This window comes from Nonomuraea sp. NPDC049709, assembly GCF_040674815.1.
In the GTDB taxonomy this organism is placed as follows: Bacteria; Actinomycetota; Actinomycetes; order Streptosporangiales; family Streptosporangiaceae; genus Nonomuraea.
Genome location: NZ_JBFANM010000013.1, coordinates 87622 through 100909, shown reverse-complemented (window position 1 = coordinate 100909; position 13288 = coordinate 87622). Strand labels below are relative to the sequence as shown.

13 protein-coding genes and 2 pseudogenes are annotated in these 13288 nt (G+C 70.0%); 11 read left to right on the top strand and 4 right to left on the bottom strand.

All coding sequences use genetic code 11. The annotated features are described in order from the left end of the window. Positions 1 to 30 precede the first annotated feature (30 nt). A complete protein-coding gene (locus AB0J69_RS15355; protein WP_364117215.1) occupies positions 31 to 849 on the bottom strand; it encodes a class I SAM-dependent methyltransferase in 819 nt (272 codons plus the stop codon). A gap of 252 nt (positions 850 to 1101) precedes the next feature. Here AB0J69_RS15355 and AB0J69_RS15350 point away from each other — a divergent pair, with 252 nt between their 5' ends. From AB0J69_RS15350 to AB0J69_RS15320, 7 genes and pseudogenes are all read left to right on the top strand, one after another. After that, a complete protein-coding gene (locus AB0J69_RS15350) occupies positions 1102 to 2094 on the top strand; it encodes a hypothetical protein (protein ID WP_364117213.1) in 993 nt (330 codons plus the stop codon). Positions 2095 to 2275: 181 nt separating this feature from the next. Then, a complete protein-coding gene (locus tag AB0J69_RS15345) occupies positions 2276 to 2752 on the top strand; it encodes a hypothetical protein (protein ID WP_364117211.1) in 477 nt (158 codons plus the stop codon). A gap of 280 nt (positions 2753 to 3032) precedes the next feature. Then, a pseudogene (locus AB0J69_RS15340) lies at positions 3033 to 3164 on the top strand (GIY-YIG nuclease family protein); the annotation flags it as partial. 25 nt (positions 3165 to 3189) lie between these two features. Next, a complete protein-coding gene (locus AB0J69_RS15335; RefSeq protein WP_364117402.1) occupies positions 3190 to 3378 on the top strand; it encodes a hypothetical protein in 189 nt (62 codons plus the stop codon). A 129-nt stretch (positions 3379 to 3507) separates the two neighbouring features. Then, positions 3508 to 3639 (top strand): annotated as a pseudogene (locus tag AB0J69_RS15330) (type II toxin-antitoxin system Phd/YefM family antitoxin); the annotation flags it as partial. Between the two features lie 35 nt (positions 3640 to 3674). Beyond that, positions 3675 to 3851, top strand: coding sequence for a hypothetical protein (locus tag AB0J69_RS15325; protein WP_364117400.1), 177 nt, complete (start codon positions 3675 to 3677; stop codon positions 3849 to 3851). A gap of 216 nt (positions 3852 to 4067) precedes the next feature. After that, on the top strand, positions 4068 to 4910 hold the full coding sequence (locus AB0J69_RS15320) for an SDR family NAD(P)-dependent oxidoreductase (RefSeq protein ID WP_364117210.1): 843 nt from the start codon (positions 4068 to 4070) through the stop codon (positions 4908 to 4910). Positions 4911 to 5308: 398 nt separating this feature from the next. On the opposite strand, the gene AB0J69_RS15315 is transcribed toward AB0J69_RS15320, so the two are convergent. Further along, positions 5309 to 7327 carry a SpoIIE family protein phosphatase gene (locus AB0J69_RS15315; RefSeq protein ID WP_364117208.1) on the bottom strand — a complete coding sequence of 673 codons (2019 nt, stop codon included), beginning with the start codon at positions 7325 to 7327 and terminating at the stop codon, positions 5309 to 5311. 79 nt (positions 7328 to 7406) lie between these two features. Here AB0J69_RS15315 and AB0J69_RS15310 point away from each other — a divergent pair, with 79 nt between their 5' ends. Both AB0J69_RS15310 and AB0J69_RS15305 read left to right on the top strand, forming a co-directional pair. After that, positions 7407 to 8519, top strand: coding sequence for a TMEM175 family protein (locus tag AB0J69_RS15310; RefSeq protein ID WP_364117206.1), 1113 nt, complete (start codon positions 7407 to 7409; stop codon positions 8517 to 8519). A gap of 172 nt (positions 8520 to 8691) precedes the next feature. Beyond that, entirely contained in the window at positions 8692 to 8823 is a 132-nt protein-coding gene (locus AB0J69_RS15305) for a hypothetical protein (protein ID WP_364117204.1), read from the top strand. A 37-nt stretch (positions 8824 to 8860) separates the two neighbouring features. Here AB0J69_RS15305 and AB0J69_RS15300 read toward each other — a convergent pair whose 3' ends face one another. After that, positions 8861 to 9499 carry a TetR/AcrR family transcriptional regulator gene (locus tag AB0J69_RS15300; RefSeq protein ID WP_364117202.1) on the bottom strand — a complete coding sequence of 213 codons (639 nt, stop codon included), beginning with the start codon at positions 9497 to 9499 and terminating at the stop codon, positions 8861 to 8863. Between the two features lie 155 nt (positions 9500 to 9654). On the opposite strand from AB0J69_RS15300, the gene AB0J69_RS15295 reads away from it, so the two are divergent. Then, on the top strand, positions 9655 to 10848 hold the full coding sequence (locus tag AB0J69_RS15295; RefSeq protein WP_364117200.1) for a family 1 glycosylhydrolase: 1194 nt from the start codon (positions 9655 to 9657) through the stop codon (positions 10846 to 10848). Between the two features lie 9 nt (positions 10849 to 10857). Here the strand turns inward: AB0J69_RS15295 and AB0J69_RS15290 are convergent, their stop codons facing one another. After that, a complete protein-coding gene (locus tag AB0J69_RS15290) occupies positions 10858 to 11835 on the bottom strand; it encodes a LacI family DNA-binding transcriptional regulator (RefSeq protein ID WP_364117198.1) in 978 nt (325 codons plus the stop codon). Positions 11836 to 12004: 169 nt separating this feature from the next. On the opposite strand from AB0J69_RS15290, the gene AB0J69_RS15285 reads away from it, so the two are divergent. Beyond that, entirely contained in the window at positions 12005 to 13288 is a 1284-nt protein-coding gene (locus AB0J69_RS15285; RefSeq protein WP_364117196.1) for an MFS transporter, read from the top strand.

Here is a 13288-nt window from a genome sequence, read left to right as displayed (position 1 = left end):
GTTCGCGACGACTGCATCGCCACCCACATCTCATGGCCGATCGCGGCCGGGCCAACCGTCCGGGGCCACACCGCGTACCGCCCAGGCCCGGGCCGTCAGCGTGATGGAGCCGTCAGGGCCGGCGGCCAGCCGGGAACGGAGCAGTTCCCGCAGGGCGCTCCGTCGTTCCTCGGCCAGGGCCATGACGTACCCAGGAGCCGGTCCCTGGCCCCCGAGGAACGGCCGCCAGTAGTCGTCGAAATCGGCGAACGTGGTGAGGACCTCGATGGGCGCAACGGTCACCCCGCCCAGACCGGCGTCCGCCCACAGCGCGCGGAGAGCTTCCGGTCGGCACAGCGGAAAACGGTGCCCTTCGTCCAGCTCGGCCGCGGCCGGGTCGATCTCGGTGGCGGCGTCCCAGAAGTACCGCATCATCTCCATCCCGGCGACGTAGTCCCACACATAGGCGGCGACGGTTCCACCCGGAGCGGCGACCCGGGCCAGCTCGGCCGCGGCCCGGCCCGGCTCGGGGACGAAGTTGAGCGTCAGCCCGCTGACCACGGCATCGAAGCGGCGGTCGGTCAGAGGCAGCGACTGCGCGTCGCCCTTGAGAAAGGTTGTCCGCGGATCGGCGACGCGGGCGCGAGCGCTCGCCAGAAACCCGTCGGAAGTATCGATGCCCAGGACATCCGCGGGATCCGCCACCGCCAGGATCGTTGCGGTCAATGCCCCTGTGCCACATCCCACATCGAGCCACCTCCTGCCGCCGGGCACGTCCAGCCAGTGCAGGAAGGCCTTCCCGACTCGGCGGCTCCATCGGCCCACATACGCCTCGTAGGCGTCGCCGACGGCCCAAATCTCTTTGGCCATGCGGTACCTCGATCTCTTGGGAGGACATGTGCCTTCCGCCGGCGCCGTGGTGAGGCGGTGGCATGAGTTGCAGGCGTACGCGCACACGGTATTCGAGCTCGGCCGGCGTGTGGGCGTGGACCGTCCACCAGGTGGACGACGCTCCGGGCACCGGCTCCCGGCCTGCCCAGGATCCGATGCTGCCGCCGGTCCGCTGAGCCATGCATTCGTGTTGCGAGTGGACCTGGGCCGACCGCCGGACCGGGTGACTTAATGGCCTTCCACGAAAAAGGGGGAGCCATGGCGATGAACGAAGAGCGTTTCATGGAGTTTCTGGCCAAGTTCGTCAGCGATGTGGGCGCCACGATGGCGGCGGGCGGCGTGGTGGTGGGTGATCGGCTCGGTCTCTACCGGGCTCTCGCCGACCGGCCGCAGCTGCCGAAGGAACTGGCCGACCGCACGGGTACGGCACCGCGGTACGTGGAGGAGTGGCTGCGGGGGCAGGCCGCAGGCGGCTACGTCGAGTACGACGCCGCGACGGGCGAGTACTCCCTGACCGAGGAGCAGGCGTACGCACTGACCGATCCGGATGGACCCGTGCTCGGCGGGTTCCAGCTCGCCATCGGCGCGCTGAAGGCAGAGCCGCGGATCACCGAGGCGTTCCGCACAGGCGAGGGCATGGGCTGGCATGAGCACGACGCGGATGTGTTCTCGGGCTGCGAGCGCTTCTTCCGGTTCGGTTACACCGCCGACCTCGTCAGCAACTGGCTGCCTGCGCTCGACCATGCTGCGACGGGGTCGTCGAGGCGATGCGCGGTGGAACGGGATGTCACGCCTATATGGCGACACCCTTCAACGGGCATTCAGAGGAGTCCCAAGGGATCTGCAGGCTCTACAGACGGTGCCACCCCGAGAAGGTCCCGGCTCCGCAACCGGCAGCTGTGGACGGGAGTGCTGGGCGTGCCACTCGTCCTGGTGATCACGCTGAGGATGGCCGACATGCGCGGTGCTGCCATGGCGGTGATCGCCGGAGTGGTTTGGAGTGCCTTGGTCATCAGCGAGGTGGCGTTCGCGGAACGTGTCGGGTTCCTCGAGCGCGCCCGGCCCGTGCTCTACGGGCTGGCCGTCTATCCCCTCCCGGTCTTCACCGTCCTCGCCGTCGTGTCGCCGTTCCTGTCCCTGACGATCTGCGCGATCGTTGCCGGGGTCGTCACGCTGTCCGTGGTCGTCCTGCGCGCGTACCTGGCCCCCAGACCCCCTCCATAGCCCGGGAGGAGGCCGAGGAGGTGCGCGGCGATGGACGAGCGCGTCGATCGTGGCTCACGTGCTGCACGTCCTGACGATGCGTCCATCAAGACGATTGCAAGCGGGAGGCCAGTTCGGGCAACCCGCTTGAAATCGTTCTGTCGCACAGTCTGTTCATCGCGTTAGGAAAGGACACCTCCCGATGACCGTCACCCGGACCCTCGCCCTCGCCCTCGCCACCACCGCCGCCCTCGCCGTTCTGGCCCCCGCAGCCCAGGCGACGACCGCTGCCGATTCGGCCGCCACCGCATGGGGCCCGTACTACGCCCCCGCCCATGGCGCCAAGGCCGCGGGCACCCTGAAGGCCACCGGCGAAGACCACGCCGACCTGCCCACCGCCGACGTCGTGCACATCTCGGGCACGGTCCGCGACTACACCCGCGCCCCCGCCACCTGCGGCTGGGCGGTCTTCCGCATCACCTACCGCTCCGGCAACAACCTGCCGTTCAAGCATCACTCCATCCGCGACTGCTCCTACCGCACCCCCAAGCACTTCTCCTTCAAGCACCGCGACGTCTACCAGGTCGACATCAAGGTCTGCGCCGCGGCCAAGACCACGAAGCCGACCCTCAACTGCCTCTACGCCGGCACCTGGAAGACCCTGTACCTGTCGAAGTAGGAGCAGCCGCTCAGCACCCCACGACGCTGCACGTCGCAGCCGCCCGTGCTCGCAGGTGGAACGACCGGCGTACCGGAACCCGCCGCCATCCGGAGGCAGCAGGACCGGCCCTGGGCCAACGTGCGAGCACGGGCCGCACGTGTCGATGATCTCGGATGGAGCCGTGCCACCGGTTGGCCGGAACGCGTTTGCTACCGGCCCTTTCCTTCGTCAACCAGGTGATCGTGTCCGTCGCGAGCGATGGGGGGCGAAGTGAGCGAGTGGGGCGAGGGGGCTCAGCGTGCTGCGGGCTGCGGCCGCGGACGCACCACGCCAGGCCGGCACCTACCTCTTTCTCACCGAGAACGACGATGTCCTCTACATGGGAAAGGCGGGCAACCTGCGTCAGCGCCTCCGCCGGCACGGGCCGCACAGCGGCGCAGGCGCCCGCGTGGATCATGACAGAGCCGCCGGAGGTCTTCCAGCGCGACGTGCTGCGCCGCCACGCGCTGCCGGACCAGCTCGACGACCAGGCCGCGCACCCCGGCGACCCGACGGCGGTGCGATGGAGCGGGCCTGGCCGGCCGGGGTCGTGGCCGCTCAGCGGGCCGGCAGGGCCCGCCGGGACGGGCCTTAGCGTCGGATGATCAAGAGCGGCGCTCGTTTGTGTACACAACAGGTATGGCGATCCGGGGCGCGGGCACTGGGCTGGAGCGCCGAGGGACTGCGCCGGTTCGGGCCCGGTCGGCTCCAGCTTGCGTACACAATGGCCGCTTGTGAAGCTGATCGGGATTCGTGAGGCACGCGCCCGCCTGGCCGAACTGATCGAACAGGCCGGCGGCGGCGAGCCGACCGTGCTTACCCGGCACGGCCCGGGCCGCAAGCAGGCCGTGCTGCTGCCCATCGAGGCGGCCGCATGGATGCGCCGGGGCCCGCACCAGGCATGCGACCTCGCTGTGGGCCGTCCTCCGGCGCGCCGCACCAGCAACTCGTCGTCTATCAGGCCGAGCCGACCACGCCCACCGCACCGGCGTTCGAACGGTTGCGCGTGCGGGCCGACAACGCGCTGTCAAAAGCGTTGCAGGACGCCGGCCAGGCGCTGACCACACGAACCGACTGACCCACCACAACACGAACAGGACAACACCACGCCGAGAGGCCGGGGCGCTGCCCCGGCCCGCCTCTTCTTCGTGCGCGCCCAGCGCGTCGTCCGCGGCCGGTCCCCTGCACGGCCCCGTCCCTGGTCATATCCCTCCCAGGAATTCCGCAACCCCTCTTACACCTCGCTGACCTGGGCAAATTCATGGATGTCAGCCAAGGAACGAAGGGCACCGCCATGGCCACCTGGTTCATCACCGGAGCATCCCGCGGGCTCGGCGCTGAGATCGCCCGCACGGCCCTCGCCCGGGGCGACAACGTCGTCATCGCGGTCCGCGACCCGGCCCGCGTGCCGGACGACCTCGCCAAGGCCGACCACGTGCTCACCGTCGCCCTCGACGTCACCGACAGTCCGGCCATTCCGGCCGCCGTCCAGGCCGCCGTCGACCGGTTCGGCCGGATCGACGTGCTGGTCAACAACGCCGGCCGCGGCCTGCTCGGCGCGCTGGAGGAGATCAGCGACGCCGAGGCGCGCTCCCTGTTCGACCTCAATGTCTTCGGCCTCATCGACATGACCCGCGCCGTCTTGCCCATCATGCGCCGCCAGGGCTCCGGCAAGCTCGTGCACATCGGCTCGCGGTCAGGGTTCGAGGGCGAGCCCGGGGTCAGCGTCTACAGCGCCTCGAAGTTCGCCGTGGCCGGGATCAGCGAGGCGCTGTCGAAGGAGCTTGCCCCGTTCGGCATCCAGTCGATGGTGGTGGAGCCGGGCGTGCTGCGCACCGACTTCCTCGACGCCAGCTCCCTGTCAGTCCCCGCCGGCCGGATCGCCGCCTATGACGGCACCCCGGCCCACGTGACCCTGGAGTGGGCGGGCACCGCCAACCACACCCAGCTCGGCGACCCGGTCAAGGGCGCAGCGCTGATCTACGAGGTCACCGGCCAGGACAGCCTGCCCGTGCACCTGTACCTGGGTCCCGACACCCTGGAGCGGCTGCAGGCCAAGCTGGAGCAGATCGAGCAGGACCTGGCGCCCTGGCGGGCCAAGTCCGCCGCCACCGCGCACGACGACACCGCGGCCTGACCGACGGCCTCCGGCGCCCCTGCCGCCACAAGCCACCACACACTGTCCGTAGTCTTCTGCGTCCCCACTCCGTTGCGGACGGACCTTCGACTCCCCTCGGGCAGTGTGGACTCGATGACGCGGTCCCTCGCGGCGGTGACGCACCAGGCGCGATCGAAGGCGAGCGGCACGCCGTCGGCCTGCACCAGGCCTTCCACGGAGAACAGCTCGGCATGGTCGTCGGCCAGGCGGCTTGCCGTGGTGATGCAGGTCCCCTGCAGGCCGGGGTGAACAGGCGGTCACGGGCCAGCAGCATCCCGGCCAGGCCGGCGAATCTCCAGCCGTCGCGCAGGCCAGCGGGGGCGGTGCGCCACAGTCACCGACCACATCACCACCAGGACATGACCCCTATGCCGGGGTCAGGCCTGGATGCGCGCCATGAGCAGGGCGATGTCGTCCTCGGCCGGCGCGTCGCCCACGATGGAGCCGATCACAGCCGTGCACACGCGCTCGAGTATCGCCGACTGCGGCGCCGCGTGGGCGAGGGCGTCGCCGAGCCTGGCCATGCCGGCGTCGAGGTCGGTCTGCCGCGTCTCGATCAGGCCGTCGGTGTAGAGGGCCAGCAGGGTCCCGGCCGGCAGGTGCAGGTCGCGGGACTGGAAGCTGCCCAGCCCCACGCCGATCGGGGTGCCGGTGGGCAGCGAAGGGAACGTCACCTCGCCGGACGGGGTCACGATCGCGGGCGGCGGGTGCCCGGCCGTGGCCATGGTGCAGCGGCTGGTCCGCGGATCATAGACCGCGTACAGGCAGGTGGCGCCCATGGCGTCGAGGCCGCGGGCGTCCTCCGCCATCAGGTGGTCGAGGTGGGTGAGCAACTCGTCCGGAGGCAGGTCCAGGTACGCCAGGGTGCGCACGGCCGTGCGCAGCCGGCCCATGGTGGCCGCGGCGTTGATGCCGTGCCCGGTCACGTCGCCGACGACCAGGGCGATGCGGGCGCCGGGCAGGTGGATGACGTCGTACCAGTCGCCTCCCACCCCCTCGCGCGTGTCGGAGGGCAGGTAACGCGAGGCCACCTCAACAGTGGCGCTGCCGTGCAGGTCGTGCGGCAGCAGGTCGCGCTGAAGAGTGAGCGCGGTCAGCCGCGCGCGCGTGTACTGGTGTGCGTTGTCCAGGCTCAGCGCGGCCCGCGTCACGAGTTCCTCGGCCAGGACCAGGTCGTTTCTGGTGAACGGCGCCGGGTTGGAGGTGCGCGCGAACGCGGCGACGCCGAGCACGTCGCCGCGCGCCTCCAGCGGAATGACGATCAGCGAGTGCATGCCGGTGGCGTGGATGATCCGCGCCCGGTCGGGGTCGCGATCCAGCCAAGTGCCGGGCGAGGTGTCCAGTACGGGCTCGAAGTGCGGCCGGCGCGAGTGCAGGACCGCCATGAACGGGGATCGCGGCGGCATGAACACGGTCTGCTCGCGCTCCCGGAGCGACTCGGGTACCCCGTCGTGCACCGAGGCCACGCCGGCCCGCCGGAAGACGGGGCTGCCGGCCTCTGTCACGGCCGGCCGCCGCAGCGGCTCGGCGCCGGGCATCATCGCCTCCGGCACATCAACGGTCACGTAGTCGGCGAGGACCGGAATGGCCAGCTCGGCCAGCTCCTGGGCGGTGCTCATGACGTCCAGCGTGCTGCCGAGCCGGACGCTGGCCTCGCGCAGCAGGTCGAGGTGATCGCGCGCCTTGCTGTTGCTGAAATCCAGGGCCACCGAGCACACGCCCAGCACCCGGCCGTCCGCGCCCTGCAAAGGCAACAGCGAGACCGACAGCGCGCGCTTCTGATCCCCGTGAGACCAGTGGGCCTCACGGTCGATCGTGGGGCGGCCGTCGGCGAGCACCTCGCGCATCGCGTCCTGCAGCGCTGCGGTGTCGATCCCCGGGATGGCCTCGGTCAGGGAGCGGCCGATCCGGTAGTACGGGTAGCCGTCGCTGAGCTGCTCGGCCGCCTCGTTGAACCAGACGCAGCGCAGGTCCTTGTCCCAGATGGCCATGGCGACGGGGAAGCTGCTGATGAGCGACTCCAGCAGGGCGCCGGTGTCGGTGGACAGGTCGAGGGTGGCCGGGATCGCCGACACCAGCCAGGACTCCTGCCGGCTCCCGGCGCCGCCGTCCAGAGCGAGCGGGGCGGCATCGGCGCGCACCATGATCACCTGGCCGTCCCGCCGCCGCACCTCCGTCAATCCCGGACGGGGCAGGTGCGCACCGGGCCGTTCGCCGCCGCCGCGGTTGTCGCCGTCGGGCGGGAGGAGTGTAGCGACGGGGCGGCCGATGATGCCGGCGGCAGTGTAGCCGGTGAGTTCCTCGGCCGCCTGCGTCCAGCCGATCACCGTGCCGGCGCCGTCGACGACGGCGACCGCCGGGGTCGCCCCTCCACGGACGCTGCCAGCTGCTTTCATGCCATCACCCATCTTCGGTGGGGACGAATTCGCTGCAGCATTTCCACAATAGCCGCGCCTACCTGCAGGTATTCAAACCTTGACCAAGCTTTGCCGTGACACGTACGGCTATGCGGTGGTGACGCAGGAGTTTCGTGACTGCCCTGCCCACGGCCGGGGATCGGCTCAGCGCCGGGGATCTACCGGGCTTTTCGGCCCGGCGCTCGCGCCGTCCGAGGAACCTCGCGGCCCCGGCGGCACGTTGTCACAAACGCCCTCGATTGTCAGAGAAGATCGCCCGAAGGTCCCGCAGGGGCTGCTCGTGATCGCCGGAGAGGCTGCTTTCTTCTCAGTACTCGTTCCCATACACGTCGATGGATCTCCGGACCGCGCGGCACATTCCGGTGAGCCGCGGCGACCCCGTCAGCCCGCCGCTCCCGAGCATGCCCCAGGTAGCCTGACCTTGCGTTTTGACCCCGAGGAGAAGGGTGATCGCGCGGTGAGGACCAGCCGGCTGGAGGCATTCAGCGATGCGATCTTTGCCATCATCATGACGATCATGGTGTTGGAGTTGAGCGTGCCGGAGGGGCACGAATTCTCCGACCTGATCCGCACCACCGGCATCGGGCTGCTGACCTATCTGCTCAGCTTCATCCATGTAGGCATCTACTGGAACAACCACCACCACCTGTTCCACCTGGTGGCGCGCATCAGCGGCGGGGTGCTGTGGGCCAACCTGGCGCTGCTGTTCTGCCTGTCGCTGCTCCCGTTCACCACGGCCTGGTTGGACCATTCGCAGTTCGCGCAGATCCCCGGCGTCGTCTACGGCCTGAACCTGCTCGGGGCGGCCATCGCGAAACTCGTGCTCCTGGCAATGATCATCCGGAACGAGGGGGCGGAGTCGCCGCTGCGCGGGGCGATCGGCCGCGACATCAAGGGCAAGGTCTCCCTACTGATCTACGTCGCCGCGATCCTCAGCGCCTTGGTGATCGACCGCGGCGGGCAGATCGGGATCGCAATCGCCCTGGCGTGCTACGTCGGCGCGGCGATCAGGTGGATCGTGCCCGACCGCCGCATCGACCAGGCGGTCCGCCAGCACCCAGGCGTAGCGGGCGCTGCCGGCCGCAGGCGCCGGGCTCGCCGCCGAAGCGCCGGCGGGGCGGTCCGGCGTATGAGAGCAGGGAGTGATAGGCGGTCTTTGCGGGGTAAGTGAGAGATGGTTGACCAGCGTGTTGATCAAGAGGACAGATCAAGCGCACAGATACGGACACGTGCGCGGCCTGTGTCCATCGGGGGATGCGAGGCGAGCATGCACAGCGCCGGCGGTGCGACGAGTACCTCGCCCACGGCGTGCGCACATCAGAGCCGAGATCAACGAGCGCGTGATGCGCGAGCACGGGTTCGCCGGCGAGATCGCCGTCGTCGCCACGTCCTACCCGGAGGAAGGCGGTTACCGCGGCGCACGTCTCCGTCACGCCGATCCTGGTCGTCCGCCGCTCCACCGCGCCGCCTCGTGACCCGGCGGTCGGATGAGGGAATCAGGTGCGCAGCCTGTCAGGGGCGCGCTCCGGCACGTCCGGCGAGCGCGGGGACGGCGGCGACCAGGAATTCCCGGATCGAGCGTTCCATCTGCACCGAGTCGCGGTCGAAGAGCCACTGGGCCTGCACGCCGTTGATGAGCGCGATGGTCATCGTGGCGAGCGTCTCCGGATCGCTGGCCGAGCGCAGCTCTCCGCGTTCGGCCAGGGCCTGGAAGGCCATGGCGTAGAAGCGGCGGAGCATGCGGTAGCGCTCGGCGTAGTAGGCGTGCGCCGGATGGTCGGGAGAGGTGGCCTCCCCCGACACGACACAGTGCAACTCCATCAGGCCGGGCTGCAGCTCGTTGTCCACGATGACGGAGAGCATGCCCCGGAGGCTCTCGACGGGGTTGGCGGTCGGGTCGAGGGCGCGTGCCGATTCGAGGTAGGCGGTGCCGCGTTCGTCGCGCAGCTCCAGCACGGCCGCGAGCAGCTCCTCCTTGCTGGAGAAGTGGTGCAGCAGGCCCGTGTAGCTGATGCCGGCGCGTCTGGCGATGTCTTTCATGGTCGCGCCGTAGAAACCGGTCTGGCCGAAGGCGTCCACGCAGGCTTCGACGACCCGGCGGCGGATCGCCGCCGTCTTGGCGTACGGCCCGCGGCTGGTGCTCTGGGTCACGGTCTCCTCCGGCGGCGTTAAATTCGTACTCCTATTCGGGTTTGATGGTATCGCGGCGGCGCGCCGACCCTCGCCCGGCGCTCCAAAATAGTATCGCAGTTCGAGTTTCGGTGTTACTGTGTGCCGACCCCGCAGTCTCGAGCAAGGATCGAACGATGACCCGACCCGGATTCCTCTGGGGCGCGGCGACCGCGCCACACCAGGTGGAAGGCAACAACGTCAACAGCGACTGGTGGGTTCTCGAGCAGCGCATGCCGGGCATGGAGCGCAGCGGCGACGCGTGCGACAGCTACCACCGCTACGCCGAGGACATGCGCCTGCTGGCCGAGGCCGGGCTCGACACCTACCGCTTCGGCATCGAGTGGGCCCGCGTCGAGCCGTCTCCGGGGCACTTCTCCCGGGCCGAGCTGGCCCACTACCGCAGGATGATCGACACCGCCTTCGACCTGGGGCTCACCCCGGTCGTCACGCTGCACCACTTCACCAACCCGCGCTGGTTCGCCGAGGAGCGGGGCTGGATGGGAGAGCGGGCGATCGAGCGCTTCCAGGCCTACGTCCAGGCAGTGACCGGCATTCTCGACGGGGTCGAGTGGGTCTGCACGATCAACGAGCCGAACATGCTCGCCCTGATGGTGACCATGAGCAGGGCCGCGCAGTCCGGCGACGCCAAGTCGTGGATGAGCCCGACCGTGGAGGGCGCCGCGCGACCGGTGCTGCCGAACCCCGACCCGGAAGTCGGCCACCGCCTGGCCGAGGCGCACGACGCCGCCCGCGAGATCCTGAAGAAGCACACCGGCGCGGCGGTCGGCTGGACGGTGGCCTGCCAGGCCCTCACCCCGACGCCCGGCAACGAGGACAAGCTCCGCGAGCTGCGCTACGTCCGCGAGGACCTCTACCTGGAGGCGGCCCGCGGCGACGACTTCATCGGCGTGCAGTCCTACTCCAGCCAGGCCGTGGACGAGCACGGCGTCGTCCCGCACCCGCAAGCCCCGGACAGCACCATGACCGGCAACGCCTACCGGCCCGACGCGATCGGCATCGCCGTCCGGCACGCCTGGGAGGCGACCGGGCACACCCCGATCCTCATCACCGAGAACGGCATCGCCACCCCCGACGACACCCGCCGCATCGCCTACACCGACGAGGCCCTGCGCCACCTGTTCGCCTGCATGGACGAAGGCATCGACGTGCGCGGCTACATCCATTGGACCGCGGTCGACAACTACGAGTGGGGTCACTGGGGGCCCACGTTCGGCCTCATGGCCGTGGACCGCGAGACGTTCGAGCGCAAGCCCAAGCCGAGCCTGGCCTGGCTCGGCGAGGTCGCCCGCCGCGGCGGGCTCGCGTAGGCCCCGGGGTCAGGTCGACGCGCGGTGGACGACGTGCGGGTCCATTGAGGTCGGCGGCAGCCGCGGCTTTCGGCCCGACAGGCTGGCCACCACCGCGTCCGCCAGGGATCTGCCCACCTTCTCCAGGTCGAAGGCGATCGTGCTGAGCGGCGGTTCGGCCGCCTGGGCGAGCGGGATGTCGTCGGCGCCGACGACCGCCAGGTCGCCGGGCGCGGTGAGCCTGGCGCGGCGCATGCCCGTCAGGAGCGCGATCGCGACCTCGTCGTTGTAGGCGCACACCGCCGTCACCGACTCCCGCCGCCAGCGCCGCGCGGCGCGGGCCATGACGGCTGTGTCGAGCTTGGTATCGAGCGCCAGCGGGGGTTCGAGGCCGGCGTGTGCGCAGGCCTCGGCGACACCGCGCATCCGGTCGTCGGCGATCCTGCGGAGCAACGGGTGCTCGGGCATGGCGTAGCCGAGGCGACGATGGCCCAGGTCGATGAGGTGCTCGGCCTGAAGGCGGCCCATGCGCCGCATGGTGGGATGAGCCTCGACCTCGGTGGTGAAGACGAGGTCTGCCCCCGCCCGGCGCAACGCCTGCGCGGTGTCGTCGTCGAGCGGGTCGAGGCTGGCGACCACCGAGGCGTCGATGGCGGCGCAGACGTCGGGCAGTGACCGGCCGGGCGCTCCGGCCAGGTGGGTGACCAGGGTCAAGCCGGCCTGGGCCAGGCTGGTGGCGAACTGCTCGACGAACCGGGTGATCCCCGGGCCGATCGACAGATGCGGGATGGACAGCAGCACGACGTCGCTGCGTCCCGCGGCCAGCGAGCGGGCCGAGCCCCGCGGACGGTAGCCGAGTTGCCTGACCGCCTCCAGGACCCGGCGCCTGGTCTCCTCCGGGATCGACTGTCCTGGCGTGTCGTTGAGCACGTAGCTCACGGTCGTGGCGGAGACGCCGGCCGCCCGGGCGACATCGGCGCTGGTGGCCCGCTTTGCTGGGGGTGTCATGTCACTTCATCGTATGACGTGCTGGAACACATATGTGACTCATGTCTCCGTTGCGCAGTTGTTACGGGCAGATGTCTTGCGATCTGGCCGGCGGTCAACGGTAGGTTACTGATGCGCTTAAGTAATGAGCTGCGCTTTCTCTGGCCCTGACTTCTCTGGAAGGGTGTTCATGGCCACTCCCCCCTCTCTCGAACCCCTCGACGCCCCGGAGTCCGACAACCTGCCGAGGGCACGGGCGAGCTACATCTTCTGGATGATGGCCGCCAACTTCGGCATCTCCATGGCGTTCGTCGTCCCGCTGTCGTTCTCGCTGGCGGTGCGGATCGACGAGCTCGTCCCCGGACGCGAGGAGGTGCTCGGGTACGTCACGGGCACCGCGCAGACGATCTATCTCGTGCTCAGCCCGCTGCTCGGCGTGTGGAGCGACCGCACCCGCAGCCGCCTCGGCCGCCGCCGCCCCTTCATGCTGGCCGGCCTGGCCCTGGGCCTGGCGGCGCTGGCGGGCATCGCGGTCGCGCCCAACGTGCTGCTCGTGGGAGCCGGCTGGATCGTCGCGATGCTGGGCTGGGCGACGGCCGCGCAGGCGATCCTCAACGTGCAGGCCGACCGCATCCCCGAGGAACAGCGCGGCAAGATCGGCGGCTTCACCGGGCTGACCGGCCAGATCGCCCCCATCATCGGCATCGGGATCACCTCCGCCGTGGCAGGCAGCACGTTCCTCGTCTTCGTCCTGCCCGGTCTCGTCGGCGCGGTGCTGCTGGCGGTCTTCATCGTCGTGGGCAGGGAGGCCGGCACGCGCGGCGCCGTCCGCAGCGCGCCCGTGTCGGTGCGGACGCTGGCCGCAAGCTACGTGTTCAATCCCCGGAAATATCCGGACTTCGGGTGGAACTGGCTGGGCCGCCTGATGTTCTTCCTGGGCCTGTACTTCAACACGACGTTCACCACGTTCTTCTACGCCCAGCGCCTCGACCTGCCGGTCCGGGAGGTCGCGGGCACGGTGGCCATCATCGGCGTGGCCGGCGTCGTCGCCGCGGCCCTCGGCGCGGTCGGCGGCGGCTACCTGTCGGACAAGCTGCGCAGGCGACGGCTGTTCGCCCTCATCGGCGCGCTCTTCTTCGTCGCGGGCGGGATCGTCGAGGCCTTCGCCCACACCTTCGTGACGCTGATGATCGGCTCCGTGCTGATGCAGCTCGCGATCGCGTTCTTCAGCGCCGTCGACCAGGCGATCGTGCTCGCCGTGCTGCCCAGCCGGGAGGAGGCCGGCCGGTACATGGCGGTGGTGGCGTTCGCGCACAAGCTCCCGAGCGCGATCGCACCGCTCATCGCGCCGTTCGTCATCGGCATCGGTGCGAGCGGCGGCGACAAGAACTACACGCTCCTCTACCTCGCGGGAGCGGCGCTGGCGCTGATCGGCGGGCTGCTGGTGTTCACCCGCGTGAAAGCGGTGCGCTGA